Raw genomic sequence first — 25788 nt, forward strand, 5'->3', positions numbered from 1 at the left:
CCGCGCGGCACAAGCAGCCCGAGCAATCACTGCCCGCTTTGCTAATCAGCCTGCGATAGCCGCGCCAGGTCATCGGGCCGGTTGATGTTGCCGATCGCGCAGGCAGGGTCCACCATTCGCGCATGGCTGCGCCGTGCCAGGTTCATCATGGAATGCGAGCCGGAGCCAAGCAGGATATCTTCCAGCACGGGAAGAACGCAGACCGGCCACAATCCCACCACCGGCTGAGAGGCAAAGCACGCAGGTGCGGGCCGCAGCCGCTGCAGACTGTCCGGCGGCAGCCCCACGCTGTCGACGCCGCAAATCAGAACCTCTGCAAATCCAGCTTCGCGCGCATGACGAAGACCGGCGGCAATCCCGCCAAGCGGCCCCATGCCGGCACGCGGCCAGTCCGGGATCGTCACCACCGGCGCTATGCTGCGCCCTGCCACGACAACCGTACCGCACCATTGTGCCAGAACGGCGATCGCGTGATCCAGCAAGGTTTCCCCGTTGAGCAAGGCAAGCGCCTTGTCGCTGCCAAAGCGGCTGCCCTGCCCGCCTGCGAGGACGCACCCCAGCAGATTCCCGTCGATGGCTGCCTCCTGTTTTGATGATCGGATACATCAGCAGTTGACGAAACGCCTCAAGGCGAGTCAATCCGCACTGCCGCCGGGTTTTCCCGGTTCTTCCCCGGTCGGCAACAAGAAAGGCATGTACACGACAGATGTGGCGGCTCTATCAGTTCCCCCTGTGCCCGTTCAGCCGCAAGCTGCGCCTGTTGATGAGCGAAAAAAGCATCCGCTTTTCGCTTGAGCGCGAGAACCCGTGGGAAATGCGTGACGAGTTCTTTCTGATGAACCCGACCGGCCGCACGCCGGTGATCCAGCATGCCGAAAAGGACATCGTCCTGATCGACAGCCGCGCGATTTGCGAATATTTCGAAGAGACGGTGGGTAAGAACCCGATGATCAACGGCACTGCTGCTCGACGTGCGGAAATCCGCCGACTGGTTGCACTGTTTGATGAGAATTTCTACGGCGATGTCACCGCACCCCTTCTGATGGAGCGGATGACCAAGCGCATCGTGCTGCGAGAAGCACCCGATTCGCGCAATCTGCGGGCGGCCATGCGGTTGGCTGACGAACATCTGGACTACATCGATTATCTCATCGACAACCGACCGTGGCTTGCCGGCTCCACGATGAGCCTTGCTGATCTTGCCGCCGCAGCGCAATTGTCTGTCGCCGACTATCTCGGCGGGATCAACTGGTCAGGGCACGAACAGGCGCGCGGCTGGTACTCCACTTTCAAAAGCAGGCCCAGCTTTCAGCCTCTGCTGGCAGAGCGCATGGAAGGCGTGCAACCACCAAAGCATTACAGCGACATCAACGCCTGACCGAACATCTGCGGCACGCTTCCCGATCCGGTTACAGCCCGCGTGTGTCGGTGAAACGTCCGTGCTTGCGATAACGCAACATCCATCTGTCCAGAAACAGTGTCATCGGGTGGGTTGGGACACCGAGGTCGGCCATGCCGGGCATGGCATCATGCGCGACATTGCCCTGCGCCAGCATGGCGTATTGATCGGAGTTGATCGGTGCTCCCGGGAGCCAGCCGACTGCCTTGGCAAAGCCGCTGCCAACCTTGTCCGATAGCGGAACGAACATGCGGTCACGCCCCTGCGCCTCGGACAGGCGGCGATTGATCTCCAGCATCGACAGCTTTTCAGGGCCGGCGATCTCGTAGATGTGTCCGCCATGAAGATCAGGCCGGGTCAGTGCGGCGACTACTGCAGCAGCGGCATCGTTCACGAACAGCGGCTGCAGGCAGGCATCGGGCGCAAACACGGGCAACACCGGAAATTTTGCGATCAGGCCGGCAAACATGTTGAGAAAGGCGTCGTCCTCGCCAAACAGGATCGAAGGGCGCAGGATGGTAGCGGTGGGAAAAGCGTCGAGCACGCTGCGTTCGCCCACGCCCTTGCTGCGCTGGTAACCCAGCGATGAGTTCGCATCCGCGCCGATCGCGGAGATATGAACCAGCGCCTGCACGCCAGCAGCCTTGGCCGCAGCAGCCAGCCGCCCGGCGCCACTGCCCTGCACGGCATCGAGATCGCCCGAGAACGCACCCACCAGATTGACGACTGCATGCGCATCCTGAACGACCGCTCTCACGCTGTTTTCATCTTGAATGTCGCAACGGGAAAACTGGATCTGCCCCAGCTTGGCTAGCGGCTTGAGAGAATAGCTGCGTTCAGGATGACGGCTGGCAATCCGCAACCGCGCTCCTGCGGACAGCAGATCCTGCGCTACATGCGTTCCGAAAAATCCGCTGCCGCCGATCAGCGTTACCGGCCTGTCCGACAGTTTCGAGGACGTCATGCCCCGTCCCTTCCTTCAACAATGCGCTATCCCCGCATCGGGAATACTTCACGCATCGGGCCTTGGCACAGCCGCCGCCTGTCCTGCAAGCATGCAGATGGGTGCTGCTCGCCATGACCGTACATGGATCACACTGCCTGCACGTCCAGAAAGACCTTGCTCCGATTTGCCGACAAGGTCAGCGCGACCGTTCCGATCCCGGCGACTTCGATGTTGCCCGGCCGGTCCAGCGGCCCAGTACGCACGATATGATCGGCAATTCGCATGATCAGCTTTGCGCGCTCCGCACGGCTGGGCGCGCTGCCTGGCAATGCCGCTACTTCCTGTCCGGCAAGCGCGGTCAACCCCCTGCTGTGCATGGCGCCATCGGCATCCGCCCTGATCGAGATCAGCCCCAGCGCCGGAAATGCTCCGCCATTGAGCCATTGCCCAATGACCTCTTTGAAATACCCAGCGCCCATTATCGCACCGGAGGGGGGCCAGCAGAGTGCGATGCAGCCGGGCAATTGCGATAGCCGTAATGCGCCTGCGGCAAGCACACGCAGACGCGCAACCTGTGTGGCAGAAGCGCACATCGGTACGTCGTGCCCCTGGTGGGAGAACATCTGGCAAGGCTGCCGCAGCATCAAGGAAAACTCAGCTTTGCCAAGGCTTGCCGCGTCGACGCCATACAGGACATATCCCTGGCCCGTCGCTCCTTGCGGCGGAAGGGCAGCCATTTCAAAGCTGAATTCATCGGTGCCGATGCGCAGGAAAGTTCCTGCATGATCCTCTGCATCCGACCGGCACCTGAGAACCTCCAGATCCGCCATTTCCGCAGCAGCCGGCTTCAGATCGGCCAGCTTTAAATCGGCCAGCTTTGAATCAGGCAGCGCCGGACCGGCTGCCGTGACATCGCTCATGAAGCTGTCAGAGGCAAGGAACACCTCGATTCCGCTGCTTTCGGCAAAGCATGCTGCCTGTTCTATGACAGTTCTCCCCTCAGCCATGCAGCACGCTTTGCGGTCATTTGCGTGCGCTATCCGCCGGAGAGGGGATCCGTCGAGAGCCGTTGCCGGACTGTGCCCAAATCGAACTGTTTGGATGGCGCCGGCATGAACCTGCGATCAGAAGATGCCGAGACGTACGCCTTCTGCCATTGCGGCACCAAGTTCCCGACAGGGATCAAGCTGATCATCGTCCAGCTCCTTTCGCGCCAAAATCGCACCGGCATCCTGTGCATCGCAATTGATGATGACCGGTTCGGCAATGCGTTTCAGACGCCAGCCGGTGGCAATCCGGTCAATCTGCCGCGTGGCGCCTGTGCCGTCGGATCCTGCCGCAACCATCGTGGCATAAGCCCGCCCCTCGATCCGGCCGAGCACCGGATAATAGCAGCGGTCGAAGAACTCTTTCATGATGCCCGACATGGTGGCAAGATTTTCAGGACAGGCGAACAGCAGGGCAGCAGCGCCAAGCACATGACGAGGCTGTGCCTCGTGCGCAGGCAGCAGGCAGGTGCCGTGCCCACCCGCCGCCGCCGCCGCAGCTGCCATCTGGTGCGACGCGCCTGTACGACTGTGCCACACGATCAGCAGGCTGGTTCCTGCCGTTGACGCCATTTTGTTCATCTTGCGCAGCGCCCCTTGGATCGGCGATGTTAATGCGCCCGGGCAGACGCTGTCAGTCTGGACTACGGCATTTCCCAAAACTGCTCCACCCCGCTACTGCACGCGCATGACGAACAGATTTTCACAGCCTGCCTGCGGGGTCACGCACTCGCTGTCCGACCGCGCCTGGCGCTGGCGCGGCGGCAACATGGATGGCGCAGGCGAGCTCGATGCGGCTGATCTGGTCAGTCAGCTTTTGCTTTCGCGCGGAGTGTCGCCCGACGATCTTCTGCGCCACCGCCAGCCGACCATGCGCGGATTTCTTCCAGATCCATCGATCTTCGCCGATATGGACGCAGCAGCGCAGCGGCTTGCAGATGCGCTGACCACAGGCGAGACCGTGACCATCTATGGCGATTATGATGTAGACGGAGCGACAAGCGCTGCTCTTCTTATCAGAGTGCTGCGGATGCTGGGCGGCGATCCGGGCCACTATATTCCTGATCGCCTGCTGGAAGGATACGGACCGTCTGGCGAAGCACTGGTCAGGCTCGGCACGGCGGGCAGCAGCCTGATTGTCACGGTTGACTGCGGTGCGATGGCTTATGAGGCGCTGGAGATGGCGCATGATGCCGGCATCGACGTCATTGTGGTTGATCACCACAAATGCGCAAGCGTCCTCCCGCGGACCGCTGCGCTGGTAAACCCGAACCGGCTTGACGAAACAGGGGATGCGGCTGCGCACGGCCATCTGGCAGCAGTGGGCGTGGCGTTTCTCCTGGCAGTGGCGCTTGTCCGGCATCTGCGCGCCAGTGACTTCTTCAAGGATCGCGCCGAGCCCGATCTCATGCAATTGCTGGACCTTGTTGCTTTGGGCACGGTCGCCGATGTCGCGGCGCTACACGGGCTTAACAGGGCCTTTGTCGCGCAAGGCTTGAAGGTCATGGCACAGCGCCGCAACATCGGCATTGCCGCGCTGCTTGATGCCAGTGGCGTCAACAGGCCGCCGATCTGCAGCGATCTTGGCTTCGCCCTCGGGCCACGCATCAACGCCGGTGGGCGCGTGGGAGAGGCAACCCTGGGCGTGCGCCTGCTGACCACTCAAAGCGTTGATGAAGCGGCGGATATTGCGCGGCGGCTGGATACGCTCAACCAGGAGCGCCGCGCAATCGAGGCGGCCGTTCAGCACGAGGCAGAAGCACAGCTTGGCGCACAGCACAACCGCGCCATCGTCGTTGTCGCAGGACATGGCTGGCACCCAGGAGTCATCGGCATTGTTGCCGGGCGGATCAAGGAACAGGCGGGCCGCCCGGCGATCGTGATTGCGCTTGACGCGCCGACAGACAGCGCCGTCGATGAGCCGGCGCTGGGCAAGGGGTCAGGACGTTCGATCAGCGGGGTCGATTTAGGCGCAGCGGTGATCGCCGCGCAGGATCGGGGCCTGCTTGTGCAAGGCGGCGGCCACGCAATGGCTGCCGGCATGATTATCCGCGCCGACAAGCTGGAGGATTTTCGCGATTTTCTTGACGAGCGGCTTGGCCAGGACGTGGAACGCGCGCGCGGTGCGGCAGGCATCTCGGTTGATCTGAGCGTCGCACCGCGTGGACTTCGGCCGGATCTTGTCACAACTCTTGAAAGCGCAGGACCGTTCGGCATGGGCTGGCCAGCACCCAAGGTGGCCGTCGGGCCGGTCACGATCGTGAAGGCAGATGTGGTCGGCAACGGTCATGTCCGGATCATCGCATCAGGCGCGGATGGGGGACGCTTGAAGGCAATTGCGTTTCGGGCGGAAGAAAGCAGGCTTGGGCAGACGCTGCTGCACGGATCGCATGGCCGCAAACTGTGGCTGCTGGGTCGGGCGAAGATCGACGACTGGGGGAGAACCGCAGCGGCAGAATTGCATCTGGACGACGCAGCCTTTGCCGAGTGAGGGGGCAGCCGTCTTCACCGAGGCGGTATTTTGTTGCGGCAAGATCAAAACGGCTTGACCGGAGCGTGCTGCGCCCGTAATTGCCCGGCCAGCATCATGGCCCCTTCGTCTAGCGGTTAGGACGCGGCCCTTTCACGGCTGAAACACGGGTTCGATTCCCGTAGGGGTCACCACGATGCTGCACTTCTGGATGGCGATCTCAGTGCATGTCCGGCACGGCCCCTTCGTCTAGCGGTTAGGACGCGGCCCTCTCACGGCTGAAACACGGGTTCGATTCCCGTAGGGGTCACCAGAGCTTCCGTTCAATGCGTATGGCCGCAATCTTTTGATTGGCTCTGAAAAAGCGCTCTTCGGAGCACAGGCGCGCAGTGGCGCGCCGATCGATCGGCAGAAATGTACCCGGATACGCGCGCAGCGCCCTTACGTGCTTGAACTGCCAAACGCCAGGTCGATCTGGCAATGCGTTATCCTACCCCGGCGGTGGGCGTGACAGATGGTCGAGGATGGCCTGGCGCACTGCTGGCAGGTGGCTTGAGGAGACGGGCGGATCTTCTCGCTCTAGATCCCGTGCTTGGTCCGGTACTCCTGCAAGGGCGCAGGCACGCCGGCCTTCCCATGTGCGCAGCATTGCCCGTCCCATGAAACGCCTTGCCGAGCAAGACATCGAAGTCGATGGTGTCGATCAGCGGTGCAACGTAGATGCTGTTCACAGCGGTTTGCTGGCAGGAGCTTGGAGCGGACGAGATTGCCCAAGGCATCCGTCAGTGCCAGAATACGGGTTGGTATGCCGCCTTTGGAACGGCCAATGACCGGCCTCTCAGCCTCCTAGTTTGCGCCAAGGCCGTGCCGGTGAACTTTGACGATGGTGGCATCAACCATGGCGTATTTTCTGTCGGGTGCTTCTGACCCGGCAATCGAAAATCGGTTTGAAACCATCTGCTTCACGCCAGCCACGAAAGCGGCGAAACGTCGTGCTCCGGTTGCCGAACATCGGTGGCAAATCGCGCCACCGACTGCCCGTCCGGACCATCCACAGCACAGCCTTCATGAACAGCCGGTCGTTCCTACCGCTCCGTCACGGCCAGTCGGACGGTCAGTCGGCTTGCCCGGACAGTGTGGTTCCACCTTTGTCCATTGCGCATCGGTTAATACAAAGCGACCCAGCCAAAGCGGCAATCACCTGTTGGACAAAGTGGGAAACCTAAATCCTCGCAACTTTCAGACTGGTTGATGGCCGCCGCATCATTTCTGTGCCCGGCCTGACAGGTTTCGTGAGGTTTTGGCCGCAGACGAAGATGGCGGAGCGACGGAAGTTGTCACGCGATCGGCCTATGGCAAGCATCTGGACTTGACGAGATCAAGAGTTTTGAGGTTCAAGAAAGCCTCTTTCGGAACGGTACTTCTGTCGCAGTGCAGGCACGACTTAGTCCTTCATTTCGCAGCTGGATCGATGCCTGCTTACATACAGCTATATTGTCGGACCTGTTCAACACCGGCTTTCAAGGCCGCAGCGTATTGCAGGTGATACGCGCCGGCGGCCAATGGTGTTTTAGCCCGGCAATCAAAAGCAGGACCGGCATCGCGGCACCCAACCTACGTGACGCAGCTGCGCCTGCTGATCGACAACATCTTTTCGGAAAGGAATCGGATGTTATCAGCCGAATGCTCTGGTGAGATGCAGTACTGCGATCAGGCCGGTAAACTCGAGAGTTTGCCCCCGATCAGCCGGTCAAGGCTGGCAGGTCACCCGACCGAATTCCCGCCCCTTGCCTCCCCGAATGCCCTATATTTATCAGTTCTCACGCGGCATGAGCGTTTGCAAAGAAGATTGTGTGCCAATCTGACGCGACATACCAAATCTTTTCTAGGAGTTTTGCAGAACGACTAAATGTACAGGTGGCCTTTCAAAGGAAAGAGATTCTGTGCCAGTTCACATGCAATACCCTATGGTTACGCTAGGCGCTGGCCTTTTCGGCTGTTTTTCGGACAAGAGTGTGCTGGGTGAGCTGCAAAATGACCTTTGCGTCAACGATCCCTTGCTGGGTGCAGACGAGATGTTCTCGATATGACGCATAACGAATATTCGAATTGTTGCGGTGCGCTGTGATAGTCCCACCTTATCTGCAGTCCGTCGGATCTGGCGATCTGGCCTGCCTCGCCAGTGCGAGCGATCATCGACAATGTCTTGGGCAGACGACCACAAACAATGCGCACAGCGCAATCAATCTTGCTCGGTCTGACAGACCAATCCGGTCCATGGCGGCGATGTCATTGGCCACGTCGGACAGGAATGGAGAAAGACCGGCGCTCGTGCGGTCAGTTCGCTTTCCTCGATAAAGGATGATTCACTTCAAATAGATAGATTGCGCCAGCTTCAGCCGGATTTGTGACGCACCAAAATTTTTGGCTTGATAGCACTTGTCCGCGTTAATAATTGGTTAACTTATGAACATCCGGTGACTACAATGCTTCAAATACGAATGACGATGTTGTCAGTCTTCAAACTCGCTGCGTTTAGACAACAATAACATCCAAGATTCCTTAATCTAATCTACTATCATATCTTATCATGCTACAGGCCCGTGTATTTTGGTGTGATCTAAAACATCGATGGGTAATATTTTACGGCGATCCAGGACATTCTCGTGAAGATCAGTTTGCTGAGGGCCGCGGCGTTCAAACTAGCGATGCATTTTGCTGCGCCTGCTCCTGCGACGTACAGCGCTGCCTTCGCGAACGCCAAACGGTCGCTTCGAAAATTGAAGCCTTTTTCCCGTAAGGAGAGTGGCGGAGTTCCCGGTGCGACAGGTCACATGGCGAAGTATTGTGCATGTTCTGTTCTGTTTTCTGGCACCTTTGGTTGCTGCAACACCTCCCGAAGGAGGCCGCAACACCTCCTCTTCGGTAAAGATCGCTTTCGCGAGGAAACCGGTCTTGAAATTGCCGTCGGTGTTGCGCTGACCTGGCGGAACGGCGGGGTACCCGCAGGATGAGCGATGCCCGCAATCCGAAGGTAGGCGTTATCGTGCCCATGTACAATTCCGCCGCCACGATTGGCGAAGCTCTGATCAGCATCTGCGCACAAAGCTGGCAAAATCTTGACATTGTCGTGGTAGACGACGGATCTGAGGATGGCTCAAGTGAGATAGTGGCCGAACATGCGCGTCGCGATCCGCGCATTCGGATGATCAAACAGCGTAATTGTGGTGTTGCGGCTGCAAGAAACCGCGGCGCCGCTGAAACCGATGCCGATATCTTGTCCTTTATCGATGCAGATGATCTCTGGGCCCCGAACAAGATCGAGGCGCAACTGGCAGTCTCTACAGACGAGCAAGGTCTGCCCAATCTTGTCTATTGCTGGTTTGCCCGAACTGATCAGCATGGCCGCGCCTACAAGGTTGGCGAGCAGGAAATTGTCGAAGGCGATGTATTGCGCCGGATTTGTCGTGAAAACTTTGTCGGCAGTGGCAGTTCGCTATTGATGGCACGCCAGATTTTCGACCGCGTCGGCGGCTTTGATGTCAGCTTGCAGGCTGCAAACGCACAAGGATGCGAAGATCTGCTTTTTCTGGCGATAGCCGCCCGGTTCTTTTCATTCCGTGTCGTCCCCCGCTATCTGCTCGGCTATAGGCTGAGCCATACCAGCATGTCGAGCGATGCCGCGAGCATGTTGCGATCCTTCAGGATGGTCGCACAAAAAATGCTGGCGGTAGAACCGGCCTACAAGGCGGAATGGGACGCCCACCACGACGCCTTTGTCTTATGGCTGATGCGACGGGCAGTGACGGGCGGCCGCATTGCCGATGCCCGGTCCATCATGAAAAATCTGGGGCCGCATCATTCAAGCGCCAACGCTGCCATGCTTCCCGAACTGTTATCAATTTACACAAAGTCTGTCGCCATCCCCCGATCGGTAAAAAGTTTTGCGCAGCGATCACGCATCCAGAAAAAACGTGCTCGGTATCTGGATCTTGTCTGGTAGCGGGAGGTCGTCAGGTCAGGTCTGTTCAGCCACCACTGTCCAGCGGCGCGGCGGCGACAGCGCACCTGGCGCACCAATGGCATTCGTGATTGTCAACGGGTACGCGTGCCAGTGATAATCATAGGCGTACTCCCAGCCTGGATGGTAAATCCCGACGTTTACGAAATATTCGCCAGCTGCCAAATCCACCCTGTCCAGATTGAGGTAGATGGCGCCAGAAGCAATCTGGACGGGAACGGTGACCTCATCAGTTTCGCTGTTCACGTCGAGTGCGCTGTCGCCATCGGCGGTTCCGATGGAAACGCTGACAATCGGCATAGGATCAGTGCTGCCGGTGAAACTCACTTCCACACTCAGTGGATCGCCGCTGATGATCTCTCGGACAATGTGGCGATTCCTATCGCGGATGACCACAGCCTCTATTTGTCTTTCGAGTGAGCCGAAACGGTTTTGATGGGCGCGAAGCACAACGCCGCTCGAGGCGATTTTTTCTGCCATTTGAGGAGGAGTTCGGTCGCGCGTCTGCTGTGCCATTGCCGCGCGATATTCACCAACGATTACATCAGGCTCTCCCAATGCCACCACTTCTCCCTTGCGCAACCACAGGGCATTTGTGCACAATTTTTCTACATGAGAAAGGTCGTGCGTAATCAGTATTATCGCGGAGCCGTCATCCCGGTGTTTTCGGATCCGCTCAAGGCACTTGGCTTGAAAAGCGAGGTCTCCGACAGAAAGCACCTCATCGATCAGAATGACTCCGGGATCGGTGTGGATCGCAACGGAAAACCCCAGCCGCAAGCGCATGCCCATGCTGTAAGTCCGCACAGGGTTATCAATTGAATCTTCAAGCTCGGCAAAGGCGACGATCTGGGACAGACGTTCGCTCACCTGTCGCCGGGTCAATCCCGCAATGACGCCGCCAATCAGGATGTTGTCACGGCCGCTGAGTTCCGGGTGCATGCCAGCGTTCAGTTCCAGCAATCCGCTGACCCGGCCGGTGGTCGTTACCGACCCTGTATCAGATCGCATCACCCCGCCTACCATGCGCAGCATCGTCGATTTCCCGCTGCCATTATGGCCAATCACCCCAAGCATTTCGCCCGGTGCGACCTTGAAGCTGACACCTCGCAGCGCCCAGAACCGTTCGGTTACGCGTGCCTGCTGCAAGCCACGCCGCAGGAACTCTTTCATGGATCCGGCACGCTGCTGGTCATACCGCGCAAAGCGCTTGCCCAGATCGAGCACTTCAACCGAACCGCTCATCAAAGTTCCTCCAGGAAGCGATAACGTGCCCGGCTGAATGTGCGGATGCCAATGAAAAGCAAAACCCCCGAGACAAGCACCAACATGCCAAGCGCGCCAAAGTCCGGCCATGCCCCGTCCATGACAACCTCACGGTAGGAGGTGATGATCAAAGTCATCGGATTGGCCAGAAAGACCGGCTCAAACTCGCCAGGAACATTTGAAAGCGAAAAGAAGATCGGCGTTATGTAATATCCGAGTTGCAGCAGGATAGGCAGGATCTGCTCTATATCGCGCAACCCGACATTCAGCGCTGCAATGATGTACGAAATGGATAAAATGAAAAGAAACTGAGTGACGACGATGAGCGGTAATGCGGCAAGCGTCATCGTGAACTCTGCCCCGTCTGCCCAAGCCAGCAGCATCAGAAGCGGAAATGCAATCAGCAGGTTGAGAAGCGCCGACGCCACCGCGATGATTGGCATTGCGGCAATGGGAAAGCCAGGTTGCGCGACCAGGCCCTGATTTGCCGAGATGCTCGAAGCAGAGGCGAGCAGTGCCTGCTGGGTCCAGTTCCACACGATGATCCCGGTAAATGCAAAGGATGCATATTTCGGAATATCCAGATTGATGACCCGCTGGAACAGGAAGTAGAAGATCAGAAGAAACATGATCGGACTGGCTATCGACCATAGAACCCCGATCTTCGTGTGCTTGTAGCGACCGCGAAAATCGCGGCTCACCAGGAGCACGACAACGTCTTTCCAGTAGCTGATCTGCCTTGCCGTCATGAACCCTGCATCAATCATCCTGATAGAAAGCCTTGTGATCGCCGCCCCCGGAGCACTGGACAGTTCACAACTGAACGCGAGGCGAAAAATTGATTTGGCGTGTCGTCTGAGGCATCATCAAACAGGAAAACCGCGTCACGGCAAGAGCGGGCTTTTCATTCGACCAGTGTAGGGCGGCGGCATGCTTACCGCGCATCTTCTGAGCTTCATTTTTCACGCTGAAGGCGTAGTGTGGCTGACGCTTGTCGCCATGGCGAGCCGATCGTAGGTCTGCTCTACGCCATGAAGAAGGCAAGCTGATGGGTAATCCGCTACAGGCATCACAATTGCCGCGAACAAGGCAGCAGACCGAGGCCCATGCCGATATCCTTCGCCTCGACATCCAGTCGGGGCAGCGCCCGGTCGCGAGCCGGCGCACACTCGTCATCTTTGAAGCCGATAATCTACCTGTAGGACAGCGATGGGTTGAAGCAGGCGAGCCAGTGGTCATTCCCGATGACGTCACAGCGCGTGTCCTCACCCGCAGGAAGGCGCCGCAAGTCGACGCTTTTGCAGGTTCGACAAGCGTGGTCATATGCACGCGCGACCGACCGGACGAACTGGAACGCTGCCTGGCGAGTTTTTCACGACAAAGCCGGACGCCCGACGAACTGATCGTCGTCGACAATGCTTCACGGGGCGAGCGCACGCGCGAAGTCGTGCTTGCAGCGCACGCCACCTACGTCAGGGAGGATCGACCTGGCCTTGATTATGCGCGCAATGCCGGCGCGCGGGCGGCGAGCGGCGACATCGTGCTCTATACCGACGATGATACAGAACTTCACCCGCACTGGGTTGCCAACACCGCTGCTGCGTTCGACAAACCGGAAGTCATGGGCGTCACGGGGCTGGTCCTGCCCGCGGCACTGACCACCAAGGCACAATGGATCTTTGAAACCGAATGGGGGTTTGGCCGCGGCTTCGACCCGATCGACTTCGGGCGCGAATTCTTTCTTGCGACGCGCAAGGATGGCTGCCCGGCGTGGACCATCGGCGCGGGCGCCAATATGGCTTTCAGGCGCCGCATATTTGACGAGATCGGCTTCTTCGATGAGCGGCTCGATGTGGGCCAGGCTGGCTGTTCCGGCGATTCCGAATTCTGGTACCGCGTCTTGGCCGCAGGATATGTCTGCCGTTACGAACCGACCGCAGTGATGTATCATCATCACAGGCTTGAAATGGCGGGACTGGCCAGTCAGATCTATTTCTACATGCGGGGTCATACCGCCGCGCTGATGGTGCAATACCAGCGCACCGGCGAGAAAGGCAATCTCCGGCGTGCTTTTATCCTGCTGCCACGCTACTATCTTGGCCTCGGCTTTGACCGGCTGACCAGGCGCGTTTCGAAAGACCAGCACTTTGTAGGCAAGCAGATAGCAGGAGCGATCTCCGGCATCTGGTTCTTTGCCCGCAATTTCCGGCTGCCTTCTCCCTAAGGCACTTACGACATCATGTCCGCAGGAGGCGATCCGTCCGGCAGCGAAACACCCGGCTCGGGTTTGGCGCCTTTGGCGAGATATGCCGACCCTGCCGAGGAGCCGGGTTGTCCGCGCAGTTTCTGCCGAAGGAACTTGGCGCCAAGTTTGGCTCGCCGCGCGACCATGCGAAGCGGATTGGATTCTGGTCGGCGTTCGTGAATGAGTGTCATGCAGTTGTGCCAGTTCAGAGCAGTCATTTCACGCCATAACAGCCATTCGAGATAATGACGTCGACCCCAGTCCAATTCAAACAGGTATTCAGGGTGGCGTGCGGCCATTTCGTCGCGCACAATTGCATCGGAACGGAGCATTTGCGACACGTCCCCGGACATGGCGGCACTGGTCTGCCGGTAGCCGACAAGATAATCGGGTACGACGGCGAAATGAGTGCGTTCGGCCAGAAGCAAATAAAGCTTCCAATCTTCGCACCCTTGCGCCTTTCGCGCCCGCAATGTTGGATCATAGCCCCCTGCGGCAAGGATTGCCTCCTTGCGCATCAAAGCGGAACTGCCATTACCGACGAAATTGCCGTAGAACAATTGTGGCAGAACATCACCAGCGTGGGATGGCGTGCTCGAGCGTGAGATCACGTCGCCGTTTTCATCAATGGCTGCGCTCCAGCAATAAATGAGCCCGGTTTCCGGGCCGGCAGCGCGCAACGCCCGCAACTGCCGTTCGATCTTGCGTGGTCGCCACAGATCATCGGCATCGACCGGTGCGACAAACGCGCCGCGTGCCTGTTCTATGCCATGGTTACGGGCGACAGCCACCCCGCCGTTGGGCTGGCTGATCACGCGTATGCGCGGATCGAGGCTTGCCTGCCTTTCGCCGATCTCGCGCGTCCGGTCATGCGAACCATCGTCAATGACAATGATCTCGAGGTTGCGATGCGTCTGATCGCGCACGCTCAGCAGCGTTTCTTCAAGAGTGGCTGCAGCGTTGAACGCCGGTACGATTACGCTGACCAAATCTTCTTCTGGAGTGCTCGTCGCGATGGGGCACCTATCTTGCAGTTAAGGTTGATCTTTACATCAGCCCCGATGTTGAGCTTTCTGTCGGCAGGCGCAAGGCTGCAAAAATGAATTTCGACAGCGCCATACTGGGCTTACTACACGAAATCGACGTTCAGGTGCTGTCAGTCTGATCCATATTGCAGATCAGTCGCTCTGGCATCCTCTGCTTCGCAAATAGAACGATACGGACGGTTCAGCCACACCCCCACAAAATGAACTGTCGAGGCTGCAAATTCTGGCTGTCGACGAGATGTCACGGCAACTGACCTGAGTGACCTGAATGCATTGAAACAGGCTTGTCTGCATAGCCTCTTCTTCCGGTGAAGGCGTTTCATACCCGCTTTGGCTGTAAACGCGGCGCGATGAAGGGCTGTGTTCCCAGCTGGTGCCTGCCCAGGGTCATGGCCTTGGTGGTGCAGGCATTGCCCAATACGTTTCTTGCTGCTCCAGGTCGGAATCTTTGTGTCGATCAACGTCTCCAGCAGACCATGACACCCCTTCTGATCGAAGCTCGTGCCGCATAACAGATCTGGCAGGATTGGCGCACTTCTCGTTGGCCATGGCATCAAAGGCGCGCCTTGTTGCGGCGCTACCGCCGCAGTTGGCCAACATCGCTACTGAGGCCAGCACCGCTACTGAGGCCGGTATCATGCGGCGTTTGCCTGCCTTTGCAGTGATGCTGAACCGTTGCAGAGGTGACAGATTTTCGCATTATCAGGCGCGGGACGAAAAATGTTCTCGCACCCGCCATTGGCAGTTGGCATGAGCCCGGTTGAGGATCAGCTTGGAAGTCTGCTTACGCCCGGACAGCGAAACATGACGTTTGATACTGCCTTGATATTCGCAGCTCCGGCTTCATGCCTGCCGCGAATTTCCTATTATTCCGCTGGACAGGCGGCGCTACAGAATCGGCGATAAAGCAGGATTACGCAATGACACGCATCGGAATAGTCGGTTCTGCCGGTCAAATGGGCAAGGCGCTGAAGGAAGCCATTGCAGCTGCCGGACATGATCTTGCCGGCGGCGTGGATCAGGCGGACGGCGATGTGGCTGGCCGTGTTCAAGAAGTTGCGAGGCAAAGCGATGTCCTGGTCGATTTCTCCGCTCCTGACGCATTGTCCGCGACGCTGGCGGCGGCGGTGGCGGCAGAGGTGCCGGTGCTCATCGGCACGACCGGGCTTGATGCTGCGCATCTTGCGGCAATCGACCGGGCGGCATCAAGGATCGCGGTGCTGCAGACCGGAAATACTTCGCTTGGCGTCGCCATGCTGGCGCATGTTGTGCGTGAAACAGCAGCGCGTCTTGGTCCGCAATTCGATATCGAGATCGTGGAGATGCACCACCGGATGAAGATCGACGCACCTTCGGGCACCGCGCTGCTGCTGGCGCAAGCCGCGGCGCAGGGGCGCGGGATCGCACTTGCCGATCACATGGAACGCGGGCGCGACGGGTCAGGCGCAGCGCGGGACAGGGGCGCGATCGGCTTTGCTTCGCTGAGAGGCGGCACGGTTGCAGGAGAGCACAGCGTGATCTTTGCAGGCGATGATGAGCGTGTGGTCCTGTCTCACCAGGCCGAAAACCGCATGGTGTTCGCGCGCGGGGCCGTGCGGGCAGCCTGCTGGCTCATTGGCAAGCCGCCCGGCCGGTTCACCATGGCGCAGGTGCTGGACCTGCAATGACGGGCAACCCGTCGCCCTCTGCAAGCGGCCATGCCCCGCGCACCAAAGCCGATGTGTTCGCTTTTTTCGAACTGCTTGCGCAAGACAATCCCGATCCGGCCAGCGAACTTACCTACGGCAATGATTACCAGCTGCTGGTCGCGGTCGTACTGTCTGCGCAAGCGACCGATGCGGGCGTCAATCGGGCTACGCGCGAACTGTTCAGGACGGTCGCTACTGCGGAGGATATGCTGGAACTGGGCGAAGCGGGCCTGAAGCAGCATATAAGGACGATTGGCCTTTTCAACACCAAGGCCAGCAACATCATGGCGCTGTCGGCCATGCTGATCGAGCGGCACAACGGCCGTGTTCCGCAAGATCGTGACGCCCTTGTTGCTCTGCCGGGTGTTGGCCGCAAGACTGCCAATGTGGTGATGAATTGTGCGTTCGGGATGGAAACGTTCGCAGTGGACACGCATGTATTTCGCGTGGCGAACAGGACCGGACTTGCGCGTGGCAAGACACCCGATGCCGTCGAGTTGAAACTCGACAAGCTTGTTCCGCAGCCATTCCGCATGGGTGCGCATCACTGGCTGATTCTGCATGGACGTTACGTATGCAAGGCGCGCACTCCCGAATGCTGGCGCTGTGTCGTCAAGGATTTATGTGGCTACAAGCACAAGGTTCTGGAACCACGCGGGCGGTCTGCGACTTAAGGCAGCAAGGAGAATTGCTGCCATGTCGATTGCTAGCGCCCACCTCCATCATCGCGATGGTCATCAATATGCGCCATCCGCCCAGCCGCAGGGCGCAGCAGGATTGCTCCGGCTCCGATTGCCTGCAATCCTCGCGCTTGGCGCCGCTGCTGCAAGCCTTGCAGGATGTGCCCCGGCGAAGGACATGACCAATTTCGTCGATGACAAGGCTCCGCCCGCGGTGGTCAGCGGCAAGCCGGTTTCATGCATTCCGCTGGTCGGCATTCGGGAAAGCCGGGTGCGATCCGACTATACCATCGACTTTGTCACCAGCGGCAACGACATCTACCGCAACACCCTTGCCAATCGCTGCTCCGGTCTGGGGTTCGAGCAACGTTTCAGCTATTCCACTTCGCTCAGTCAATTGTGCAACACGGAAATCATAACCATCCTTGACAGCAGCGGCTATCCGCTCGGTTCGTGCGGCCTGGGCGACTTCGTTCCCGTCACGCTTGTCGATGCGCCCAACTAGCGAAAAGCCGGCTTTAGATAGCGCCATGCCGGGCCGAAACCGCTCTGCCGATGCGCGGCTGAACAGATTATCATTGACCTTGCCCTGCATTGCGCAGAGTGGCTGCTCATGTTTTGCGCATGAGGGGTATAATGATGGCTGGTTCCGCACTCAGATGGTCTGCTTCATTTGCAGCAGTGACGCTTGCAACCGGAATGACCAGCCCTCTGGTCCATGCCCAGATGGTCGAACCGACTGTTGCGCAACCCACCACAGGCGAAATCATCGTCACCGCCCGGCGGCGCGAGGAACGCCTGCAGGATGTGCCGATCGCCATCAGCGCCATCGGACAGGAGGCACTGGAGTCGCGCGGCTATGATTCTGTAACCGACGTGCAGCAGACTGTACCCAATCTGACCTTCACGCCAGGACAGGGCGGCAACAGCGGCGGCATTGCGCCCTTTATTCGTGGGGTCGGTGAAAACGACTTTATCATCACCGCCGACCCGGCCGTTGGCCTTTACATCGACGGTGTTTACGTTGCCCGCACCTTTGGCGCCACGACCGAACTGCTTGGCATCGATCGCATCGAGGTCCTGCGCGGTCCCCAAGGCTCCCTGTTTGGAAAGAACACCATTGGTGGCGCCATCAACGTCGTCAGCAGCATCCCGGGCAATTACACCCGGCTGAGCGGGGATGTGCGGTATGGATCGTACAACACCGTGCGGGTCCGCGCCAATGTGGAAACGCCGATAAGCGACACCTTGGCCTTTGGTGTATCAGGCCTGAGCGAGTTCGGCGAAGGTTGGCAAAAAATACCTTCGGGCGACAATCTGGGCAACAAGAACGTGATCGCCGGTCGCGCGATCCTGCATTACGACAATGCCGATCTCGATGCAGTGTTAAGCGTGGACGGGCTGCGCCGGCGGCAGAACTCTGCCCCCCACTCCCTGCTTGCCTTCAACGATCAGGCATTTTTTGCCGTGTTGCAAAATGTGTTTCTCGAGCCGTGCTGCACGGTTCCGGACCGGATCGACCGGACCGACTCCACGCCGGAACTGAACCGCGACGACACAGATGCCTTCAATGCGGGCCTGACCCTTTCCTACGGGCTGGGCGATGCAACGCTCAAGTCGATCAGCGGTTACCGCTGGGTCAGTGCAGAGTTTGGCAGGGACGGCGATGCATCGGCCAGCATCAATTACGCAGGCGATTTCCATGATGAGGAGGCAGAACAGTTCAGCCAGGAGTTCCAGCTGACCACTCCGCTGTTCAACGATCGTGGTAATCTGCTCGTTGGCGGCTATTTCTTCCGCGAGAATACCCGCGACGATACGCGGCTGATCGTCGCCGATGGGCTGTTGGCTGCCCTGCAGTCTGCGCCGCAGGAATTGCTGGATCTGTTCGGCTTTGCGCCTGAAGCGCTGCCGTTCCTCGATTTCAACGTCGATTTCGAAAATCGGCAGAAAACCACCAATTACGCAGCCTTTGCCAATTTTACCTATGACGTTACCGATGCCCTGACGGTGGAGGCCGGCGGACGCTACACTTACGAAAAGAAGCGTTTTTCACAAAATTCGGTGCGGATCGCCAGCGGCCTGCCGCTGATCCCAGGCGTGGTTCCTTACACACTTGAGGAGAACTGGGACGCTTTCAGCCCGCGTCTTTCGGTAGGGTACGATATCACGCCTGATGTCCTTGCCTATGCATCCTGGTCGCGCGGATTTCGCAGCGGCGGCTTCAACGGCCGCCCCACGTCTGCAGCCGAGGTCGGCTCCTATGATCCTGAGTTTCTCACCGCTTATGAGGTCGGTCTGAAAAGCGTGATCGGACCCGTCGTGTTGAATGTCGCTGTGTTCCGCAATGAATACGAGGACCAGCAATTGCTGGTAAACGAAAACAATCTGAACGTGGCGTTCGAGAATGCGGGCAAATCGCGGATCCAGGGGCTCGAACTGGAGCTTGCCGCCAAGGTCACACCGCGTTTTCAGGTCAGCGGCTCTCTGGGGTTGCTGGATGCAAAATATCTGGAGTTCGAATCCTTTGTGAACGGCGTCCTTACGGATCTTACGGACCGCGAACTTAAGAATGCGCCGGATATTACAGGCAGCCTCAGCCTTGCCTATGTGCTGCCCATGACAGACCGGCTAGACGCCCGCCTGCGCGCAGATGTCAGCTATCGGACAGAAGCCTTTGTCGATATCGAAAACTCACCCTTGCGGTCGCCTGATCATGCAGTGCTCAACATAAGCGGAGAGTTCGACCTGCCCTGGCGAGGAACCGCGCTGCGGCTTGGCGTGGACAATGTCACCGACAAGCAGGTGATCATTGCCGGGTTCGACGGCACCGCAAGCTTTGGCTTCCTTGAAGGCTACTACAGCGACCCGCGCCGTTTTTCGGCAACCCTGTCTTTTGACCTGATGCCGTAAACAGGACTTGTCGAGAGAACCTACGCCGGTGGCTCCACGATACTTTCTGCCGGGGTGGATCGCCTCTTTCCGGCGAACGGCTGGTCAGGAAAGCCGTGGCTTGATGCAGGTTACGGCTGCCCTTGTCGCGCTCCTGCTGCTGAACGGTTGCCAGTATCTCGATCCGCCGGCGCTCTACTACAGCCGTGCGCCCTTGCCGGCGCAATCGTCAGCCGCTGCTGAAACACTGCAGGACGGTGAAAGCACCACTTTTTCCGTGCTGGTCTACAACGTCGAAGGGCTCGCATGGCCGGCCCGCTCCAACCGCGGTCCAAATCTGGTTCGTATCGGCGAAGCGCTTGAGTATTGGCGCAATCTTGGGAACGGGCCTGACATCGTGCTCCTCCAGGAAGCGTTCAGCCGCGAGGCAATCGCTATCGCGGAGCGATCCGGCTACGCAAATGCACTGCCCGGACCTTCCACCAGAGACCGGCGGGAAATTGCAGCAGCAGACGTCAGTGCTGATTTCAAGAAGGCCCGCCGCCGCTTCAAGGGCGAGCGGCTTGGCAAGCGCGCCAACAGCGGCCTTTACATACTCACCGATTTTCCGGTTCTGACAGCTGCCTCGCAGCCATTTTCGCGAAGGGCCTGCGCGGGCTTCGATTGTCTGGCAAACAAGGGTATTCTTCTCGCCCGCATCCAGGTTCCCGGAACGCAAGCCGTCATCGATGTTTACAACGGCCATTTCAACTCACGCGGTGCGACCGGGGTAAATGTTTATCGCGCTGACCGCGCCCATGCCTTCCAGGTCTATGAAAGCGCTATTTTCCTTAACGAAACGCATCGGCCGGCCAACCCCATCATCTACGGCGGGGATTTCAACACCAAGCATGCACAGAACCGGTTCGATGCGCTGCGCGAAGGACGCCAACTTGAGATTGCGCATCGGCAATGCATCATCGCCGAACCGCTGTGCAAAGTGATTATCTCGCAAGATGGCGACGAACCATGGCTCGATACGCAGGATCTGCAGTTCTACAGCAACAGTCCTCGGTGGAAACTCGAACCGATCCGCGTCCAGGCGATCTTTGACACTCCCGCGGATGGGGCCAAATTATCAGACCATGATGGCCTGATGGTCACCTATCGTATCATCCGCACGGGCTGATCCGCCTGCATGACAACGGCCGCGAACAATATGGTGCGCCCGACAGGATTCGAACCTGTGGCCCCCAGATTAGGAATCTGGTGCTCTATCCTGCTGAGCTACGGGCGCGACCATGGCTGCCATAAGGTTGCGATATGGGAAACGCAATCATCAAGCGGAGTTCAGTTCACGCTGTCGGGTGGTGCAAGCGGGAACAGGATTGGCGCAACCTCCACCCCTTCGTCAGCCAGTTCCCGCGCCTGTTTGGCCGATGCCTGACCGTGGATCAGTTCAGGCTCCTGTTCACCGTAATGCATGGCCCGGGCCTGATCGGCAAAGGCAGGACCGACCCAACGCGACTTTGACAGTGCCTCACGTTGCATGTCGACAAAAGCGCTCAGCACCTTGCGTGCTTCGGCAGGCAAGGGACTGGGGGCGGCAGGGGCACTTATCTGCTTGCCCGACATAGCTGGAGAAGGCTCGTCGCTGGTCTGCCTTTGAGGGTCGGCGCTGTTGCCCTTGCGGGAAACCGCCGGAGCCATGACTGCCTTTTGCACATTATTGTTGCCACATTGCGGGCACAGCAGCAGACCGCGGGTCTGTTGCTGTGCAAAATCGGCAGACGATCGGAACCATGTCTCGAAACGGTGTTCGCAAAGGCAGCAGGACAGGTCGAAAACAATCATGATGGCGCTGCTGTATCGACAACCTGTCGATTGGCAAGGCTGGGTATCTGGCGTCGCACGGCTTCCGTCCGCTCAAGATCCACTTCGGCAAAACCCAGCGTCTTGCCGGCGCTTCCCATGTCGAGCACCACCTTGCCCCACGGATCGACGACAAGGCTGTGGCCATAAGTGCTCCGGCCATCCTCGTGCCCGCCTTCCTGTGCAGCGGCAATGACCCACGCGCTCGCTTCAATCGCGCGGGCCCGAAGCAGGACGTGCCAGTGAGCCTGTCCGGTAGGCACGGTAAATGCAGCCGGAACCGCGATGACGTCGCAGTGCCTGTCACCCAGGGCTGCGAACAATGCGGGGAAGCGCAGATCATAGCAGATGGACAGGCCCAGCAGACCAAGCGGCGTCTGCGTTGAGACAGCCTTGTTGCCGGCAGCGTAGACAGCGGATTCCCGCCACTGCTCGCCATCATCAAGATCAACATCGAACATGTGTATCTTGTCGTATCGCGCGGTGATGCGCCCGGCGGCGTCAATGACGAAGCTGCGGTTGACGAGCCGCCCGTCCCCGCGCCGGATCGCTACGGAGCCAAGCGTTACCCAGATCCTGTGTCGGGCGGCAGCGGCGCATGCGGCACCAAGCACCGGGTCGTCTGCTTCAGCCTTGATCGCGGCCGCAGCACGGCTGCGTTGCCTGTCGAGCAGGCCGACCATTTCAGGCGTGAACAGCATCTTGGCCCCGCCGTCTGCCGCTTGCCGGATTGCTCCTTCAACATCTGCTGCGTTGGTTGCAGGATCAATGCCGGTATTTGCCTGGTAAAGGGCAATCCGCACGCTCACCTGCCGAGCAAGGCATCAAGCTTGCCGCTGGATTCCAGCGCCATCAACTCGTCAGAGCCACCCACCGGCTGATCATCGATGAAAATCTGCGGAACCGTGCGTGCATCGGGTCTGCGGCTTTGCATCTCGTCACGGCGAGGCCCGCCGCCCGAGATGTCATACTCCTCGAAAGCAACATTCTTCTTGTTCAGCAAGGCCACTGCGCGATGGCAGTAAGGACAGCCATATTTGGTGTAGATTTCCACTTTCGGGCTGGCGCCTGCTTGTGATTGTTGTTCCGTCATTGTTTTTCCCTTGCAGTTTGTATGACACTGGCTCGCCGGTTCATCAGGGGACTTGAAGCCGGCCTTCCCGTTACCAGATATAGGACGGTCGTGACATGCCGAAAGGGTGCGCGACGATACTGAACCAAGTCTTGTAGGAATGACCGGGCGCAACGCCGCACAGGGTGGTGCCCAGGTCGTGAATTGCTTCTTTCGGAGGATTTGCACAATGAACCGTTTCGATTTTACCCCTTACCGGCGCAGCACCGTTGGCTTCGATCGTGTTTTCGATCTGCTGGAAAACCATGGCCGCGCTGGCAACAATGACAATTACCCGCCTTTCAATATCGAACGGCGCGGCGACGATGCTTACAGGGTTACTCTGGCGGTAGCCGGCTTCCGGCGCTCCGACATCGATATTACAGCACAGCAGAACCTGCTCGTCGTGACGGGTCGCAAGGGCGAGGAAGAGCAGCAGGGACAATTCCTGCACGTGGGCATTGCTCAGCGCGGTTTCGAACGCCGCTTCGAACTTGCTGATTTCGTCCTGGTCAAAAATGCGCGCCTGCAAGATGGCATGCTTACCATCGATCTGGCGCGCGAAGTGCCCGAAGCCATGCGACCCAAGACGATCGTTATTGATGACGCCGGATCGCCCGATCGCGATGCGATGCTGGTCGCGGACAACAAGAGCGATGAGCCATCCGAACATGCCGCCTGAGCAGTCAGGCATTTTGAAGCCATAATAAAAGGGCGCGCTTCGTAATGAGGCGCGCCCTTCTTGCCATGGTATTCAGAAGAGCGCCTGCCGATTGATCAGACAAGCCGCGACTGTTCGACGGCGGCAGCAATGAAGCCGACGAACAGCGGATGAGGGGCGAATGGGCGGCTTTTGAGTTCGGGGTGGAACTGTACGCCGATAAAGAAAGGATGATCCGGCCGTTCCACGATTTCGGGCAGCAGGCCGTCAGGCGACATGCCGCTGAACAGCAGGCCGCCGGTTGCCAATGGTTCACGATAGGCACTGTTTACTTCGTAACGATGGCGATGCCGTTCTGAAATGGTGGTGGCGCCGTAAAGCTGTGCGGCGCGGCTGCCCTTGGCCAGTTCGGCCGGGTAGGCGCCAAGCCGCATGGTGCCGCCAAGATCCTGATTTTCAGCCCGACGCTCCAACCCCTCTGCGGTCATCCATTCGGTTATGATGCCCACCACCGGCTCGTGCGTTTCGCCAAATTCGGTGGATGAGGCAAGGTTCACGCCGGCGGTGTTGCGCGCCGCTTCGATGCAGGCAAGCTGCATGCCAAGGCAGATGCCAAGGAACGGCACGTTGCGTTCGCGGGCAAACCGTACGCTGGCGATCTTCCCCTCGCTCCCCCGCTCCCCGAAGCCGCCGGGCACCAGAATGCCATGCAGCGGCTCAAGCTGGGCAATGATCGTGTCGTCTTCCTGCGAGAACAGTTCTGCGTCGATCCAGCGCAGATTGACCTTGACCCGATTGGCCATGCCGCCGTGGATCAAGGCCTCGTTCAGCGATTTGTAGGCATCGGGAAGACCGACATACTTGCCCACGACGCCGATCGTCACCTCGCCTTCGGGATGCTCGAACCTGTCGACGATGTCTGTCCAGCGGGACAGGTCGGGCAGGACAGATTGCATGCCGAAATGGCGCAGCACCTCTGCATCCAGCCCTTCTGCGTGATATTGCAGCGGCACCGCATAGATACTGGTGGCGTCAAGCGCGGGAATGACCGCTTCGGTACGCACATTGCAGAACTGCGCGATCTTGCGCCGCTCGCCATGAGGCAGGGGCCGCTCGCACCGGCACAGCAACATGTCGGGCTGCACGCCGAGGCTGGTCAGTTCGCGCACCGAATGCTGCGTTGGCTTGGTCTTCAGCTCCCCCGCAGCGCTGATATACGGCACCAGCGTTACGTGGATGGCGAGCGTGTCTTCGCGCGGCATGTCGTTGCGCAACTGGCGGATCGCTTCGATGAACGGAAGGCCTTCGATATCGCCGACCGTGCCGCCGAATTCGCACAGCACGAAATCCAGCCCGTCTGTATCCGCGCGGGCAAATTGCTTTATCGCGTCGGTGACATGGGGAATGACCTGGACTGTCGCCCCGAGGTAGTCGCCACGCCGTTCCCGCGCGATGATCGACTGGTAAATGCGGCCCGAGGTGATGTTGTCGCTTTGATGTGCGGAGACGCCGGTGAAGCGTTCGTAATGCCCGAGGTCGAGATCGGTCTCGGCGCCGTCATCAGTCACGAACACCTCGCCATGCTGATACGGGCTCATCGTGCCGGGATCGACGTTGAGGTAGGGGTCGAACTTGCGAATACGGACCTTGTAGCCGCGCGCTTGCAACAGGGCCGCAAGACTCGCCGCCATCAGACCCTTGCCAAGCGAGGAAACCACGCCGCCGGTGATGAAAATATACCGCGCCATGGGAGCTATGCCTTATGTCATTGCCGGGTTTGTACGCAAGCGAAAGCTGTCGCTGCCGGTCGGAAGCGGGAGCCGATTGATCGTGCAGTTACCGGTGGAGCGTCTTTTGATCAAAACCGCGCAAAGCTACTGACCGGCGAGCGGATCAATGTCTGCAGGGGCAGGTTGCGGTGCCACAGGTTCAGCCGGGAGAGGATCGGTCTGACCCAGCGGATCGGGCGCCGCAGCCGGCAAGGACCGGTCAAGCGATGTATCGATTGTGCCGGCCGAAGTGGCCTCTACCGAAACGGCCGCCAGAGCGATCGAGAGGATGACGAACACCAAGGCAAGAATGGCGGTTGCCCTGGTCAGGAAATCTGCCGCGCCGCGTGCGGACATAAGGCCCGACGGACTGCCGCCGACACCAAGCCCGCCTCCTTCCGATCTCTGCATCAGGATAACCCCGACCAGCGCGGCACCCACCAGCGCCTGAATGATCGTCAGAAAGAAGAAAAGCGACATGAACGTCAATCCTGCAAGACTAGCGACAGATCCATAAGGCTACACACCGTGGTGAATGGAACGGGGGCAATCAGCTTTATGACCACCCCGCGTCCAGTCCTGCCCGGTTGTGTTCATCCCGGCACTGTCAGCCGTCCTTATCGCCGCGACCGGCCGAGCGCAACCCATGCCCCCGGCGGCTGGCGGACGACCCTGCCCTTGGAGCGCCAGCCGTGCC

General features: G+C 59.1%; 25 protein-coding genes and 3 tRNA genes. 14 read left to right on the forward strand and 14 right to left on the reverse strand.

Annotated features, from left to right (window positions below; genetic code table 11):
• Positions 1 to 41: 41 nt before the first annotated feature.
• Positions 42 to 602, reverse strand: coding sequence for a molybdenum cofactor guanylyltransferase (mobA, locus tag RM533_RS04575; protein WP_311340173.1), 561 nt, complete (start codon positions 600 to 602; stop codon positions 42 to 44).
• A 104-nt stretch (positions 603 to 706) separates the two neighbouring features.
• On the opposite strand from mobA, the gene RM533_RS04580 reads away from it, so the two are divergent.
• A complete protein-coding gene (locus RM533_RS04580) occupies positions 707 to 1378 on the forward strand; it encodes a glutathione S-transferase family protein (protein ID WP_311340014.1) in 672 nt (223 codons plus the stop codon).
• 31 nt (positions 1379 to 1409) lie between these two features.
• Here the strand turns inward: RM533_RS04580 and RM533_RS04585 are convergent, their stop codons facing one another.
• The 3 genes from RM533_RS04585 to RM533_RS04595 form a co-directional block, all read right to left on the reverse strand.
• Positions 1410 to 2363: a complex I NDUFA9 subunit family protein gene (locus tag RM533_RS04585; protein WP_311340015.1), complete on the reverse strand. Its 954-nt coding sequence runs from the start codon at positions 2361 to 2363 to the stop codon at positions 1410 to 1412.
• 128 nt (positions 2364 to 2491) lie between these two features.
• On the reverse strand, positions 2492 to 3352 hold the full coding sequence (locus RM533_RS04590; protein ID WP_311340016.1) for a hypothetical protein: 861 nt from the start codon (positions 3350 to 3352) through the stop codon (positions 2492 to 2494).
• Positions 3353 to 3469: 117 nt separating this feature from the next.
• On the reverse strand, positions 3470 to 3973 hold the full coding sequence (locus RM533_RS04595) for a flavodoxin family protein (protein ID WP_311340017.1): 504 nt from the start codon (positions 3971 to 3973) through the stop codon (positions 3470 to 3472).
• A 106-nt stretch (positions 3974 to 4079) separates the two neighbouring features.
• On the opposite strand from RM533_RS04595, the gene recJ reads away from it, so the two are divergent.
• The 4 genes from recJ (at position 4080) to RM533_RS04615 (ending at position 6788) form a co-directional block, all read left to right on the forward strand.
• Entirely contained in the window at positions 4080 to 5882 is a 1803-nt protein-coding gene (gene recJ / locus RM533_RS04600) for a single-stranded-DNA-specific exonuclease RecJ (RefSeq protein WP_311340018.1), read from the forward strand.
• Between the two features lie 98 nt (positions 5883 to 5980).
• Positions 5981 to 6055, forward strand: a tRNA-Glu gene (locus RM533_RS04605).
• A 44-nt stretch (positions 6056 to 6099) separates the two neighbouring features.
• Positions 6100 to 6174, forward strand: a tRNA-Glu gene (locus RM533_RS04610).
• Between the two features lie 407 nt (positions 6175 to 6581).
• Positions 6582 to 6788, forward strand: coding sequence for a hypothetical protein (locus RM533_RS04615; protein ID WP_311340019.1), 207 nt, complete (start codon positions 6582 to 6584; stop codon positions 6786 to 6788).
• Here RM533_RS04615 and RM533_RS13640 read toward each other — a convergent pair.
• The gene (locus RM533_RS13640; RefSeq protein ID WP_432265032.1) at positions 6754 to 6936 is read right to left on the reverse strand and encodes a transposase; all 183 of its coding nucleotides are present in this window, start codon (positions 6934 to 6936) and stop codon (positions 6754 to 6756) included. The genes RM533_RS04615 and RM533_RS13640 overlap by 35 nt on opposite strands.
• A 1935-nt stretch (positions 6937 to 8871) precedes the next feature.
• Between RM533_RS13640 and RM533_RS04620 the strand changes: the two genes are divergently transcribed.
• Complete coding sequence (locus RM533_RS04620) at positions 8872 to 9864, forward strand: glycosyltransferase family 2 protein (protein ID WP_311340020.1); 993 nt, start codon at positions 8872 to 8874, stop codon at positions 9862 to 9864.
• A 15-nt stretch (positions 9865 to 9879) separates the two neighbouring features.
• Here the strand turns inward: RM533_RS04620 and RM533_RS04625 are convergent, their stop codons facing one another.
• Positions 9880 to 11127 carry an ABC transporter ATP-binding protein gene (locus RM533_RS04625; RefSeq protein WP_311340021.1) on the reverse strand — a complete coding sequence of 416 codons (1248 nt, stop codon included), beginning with the start codon at positions 11125 to 11127 and terminating at the stop codon, positions 9880 to 9882.
• The gene (locus tag RM533_RS04630; protein ID WP_311340022.1) at positions 11127 to 11915 is read right to left on the reverse strand and encodes an ABC transporter permease; all 789 of its coding nucleotides are present in this window, start codon (positions 11913 to 11915) and stop codon (positions 11127 to 11129) included. Before RM533_RS04630 ends, RM533_RS04625 begins: the two co-directional genes overlap by 1 nt.
• Positions 11916 to 12196: 281 nt before the next feature.
• On the opposite strand from RM533_RS04630, the gene RM533_RS04635 reads away from it, so the two are divergent.
• Positions 12197 to 13372 (forward strand): glycosyltransferase family 2 protein, encoded by a 1176-nt coding sequence (locus RM533_RS04635; protein WP_311340023.1) that lies wholly within the window; start codon positions 12197 to 12199, stop codon positions 13370 to 13372.
• A gap of 5 nt (positions 13373 to 13377) precedes the next feature.
• On the opposite strand, the gene RM533_RS04640 is transcribed toward RM533_RS04635, so the two are convergent.
• A complete protein-coding gene (locus RM533_RS04640) occupies positions 13378 to 14382 on the reverse strand; it encodes a glycosyltransferase family 2 protein (protein ID WP_311340024.1) in 1005 nt (334 codons plus the stop codon).
• Positions 14383 to 15359: 977 nt separating this feature from the next.
• Here RM533_RS04640 and dapB point away from each other — a divergent pair.
• The 5 genes from dapB to RM533_RS04665 all read left to right on the forward strand — a co-directional run bounded on the left by dapB (position 15360) and on the right by RM533_RS04665 (position 20867).
• Positions 15360 to 16106: a 4-hydroxy-tetrahydrodipicolinate reductase gene (gene dapB / locus RM533_RS04645; RefSeq protein WP_311340025.1), complete on the forward strand. Its 747-nt coding sequence runs from the start codon at positions 15360 to 15362 to the stop codon at positions 16104 to 16106.
• Complete coding sequence (nth, locus tag RM533_RS04650; protein ID WP_311340026.1) at positions 16103 to 16801, forward strand: endonuclease III; 699 nt, start codon at positions 16103 to 16105, stop codon at positions 16799 to 16801. The genes dapB and nth overlap by 4 nt, the downstream gene beginning before the upstream one ends.
• A 22-nt stretch (positions 16802 to 16823) precedes the next feature.
• Positions 16824 to 17312 carry a hypothetical protein gene (locus tag RM533_RS04655; RefSeq protein ID WP_311340027.1) on the forward strand — a complete coding sequence of 163 codons (489 nt, stop codon included), beginning with the start codon at positions 16824 to 16826 and terminating at the stop codon, positions 17310 to 17312.
• A gap of 194 nt (positions 17313 to 17506) precedes the next feature.
• Entirely contained in the window at positions 17507 to 19720 is a 2214-nt protein-coding gene (locus tag RM533_RS04660; RefSeq protein ID WP_311340028.1) for a TonB-dependent receptor, read from the forward strand.
• A gap of 103 nt (positions 19721 to 19823) precedes the next feature.
• Positions 19824 to 20867 (forward strand): endonuclease/exonuclease/phosphatase family protein, encoded by a 1044-nt coding sequence (locus tag RM533_RS04665; RefSeq protein ID WP_349254669.1) that lies wholly within the window; start codon positions 19824 to 19826, stop codon positions 20865 to 20867.
• A 31-nt stretch (positions 20868 to 20898) separates the two neighbouring features.
• On the opposite strand, the gene RM533_RS04670 is transcribed toward RM533_RS04665, so the two are convergent.
• The 4 genes from RM533_RS04670 to grxC all read right to left on the reverse strand — a co-directional run bounded on the left by RM533_RS04670 (position 20899) and on the right by grxC (position 22643).
• Positions 20899 to 20975 (reverse strand) — tRNA-Arg (locus tag RM533_RS04670).
• A gap of 53 nt (positions 20976 to 21028) precedes the next feature.
• Positions 21029 to 21532 (reverse strand): DUF1178 family protein, encoded by a 504-nt coding sequence (locus RM533_RS04675; protein WP_311340030.1) that lies wholly within the window; start codon positions 21530 to 21532, stop codon positions 21029 to 21031.
• Positions 21529 to 22353 carry a carbon-nitrogen hydrolase family protein gene (locus RM533_RS04680; protein WP_311340174.1) on the reverse strand — a complete coding sequence of 275 codons (825 nt, stop codon included), beginning with the start codon at positions 22351 to 22353 and terminating at the stop codon, positions 21529 to 21531. Before RM533_RS04680 ends, RM533_RS04675 begins: the two co-directional genes overlap by 4 nt.
• 2 nt (positions 22354 to 22355) lie before the next feature.
• Complete coding sequence (gene grxC, locus RM533_RS04685) at positions 22356 to 22643, reverse strand: glutaredoxin 3 (RefSeq protein ID WP_311340031.1); 288 nt, start codon at positions 22641 to 22643, stop codon at positions 22356 to 22358.
• A 208-nt stretch (positions 22644 to 22851) separates the two neighbouring features.
• Here grxC and RM533_RS04690 point away from each other — a divergent pair, with 208 nt between their 5' ends.
• Entirely contained in the window at positions 22852 to 23343 is a 492-nt protein-coding gene (locus tag RM533_RS04690; protein WP_311340032.1) for an Hsp20 family protein, read from the forward strand.
• Positions 23344 to 23438: 95 nt separating this feature from the next.
• Here the strand turns inward: RM533_RS04690 and pyrG are convergent, their stop codons facing one another.
• Positions 23439 to 25070: a CTP synthase gene (pyrG, locus tag RM533_RS04695; protein ID WP_311340033.1), complete on the reverse strand. Its 1632-nt coding sequence runs from the start codon at positions 25068 to 25070 to the stop codon at positions 23439 to 23441.
• Between pyrG and RM533_RS04700 the strand changes: the two genes are divergently transcribed.
• Entirely contained in the window at positions 25051 to 25203 is a 153-nt protein-coding gene (locus tag RM533_RS04700) for a hypothetical protein (protein WP_311340034.1), read from the forward strand. The genes pyrG and RM533_RS04700 overlap by 20 nt on opposite strands.
• On the opposite strand, the gene secG is transcribed toward RM533_RS04700, so the two are convergent.
• Positions 25197 to 25571: a preprotein translocase subunit SecG gene (secG, locus tag RM533_RS04705; RefSeq protein ID WP_311340035.1), complete on the reverse strand. Its 375-nt coding sequence runs from the start codon at positions 25569 to 25571 to the stop codon at positions 25197 to 25199. The two genes, RM533_RS04700 and secG, sit on opposite strands and share 7 nt — an antisense overlap.
• Between the last annotated feature and the right edge of the window lie 217 nt (positions 25572 to 25788).

Origin of the sequence: Croceicoccus esteveae (genome assembly GCF_031846435.1) — a bacterium.
In the GTDB taxonomy this organism is placed as follows: Bacteria; Pseudomonadota; Alphaproteobacteria; order Sphingomonadales; family Sphingomonadaceae; genus Croceicoccus; species Croceicoccus esteveae.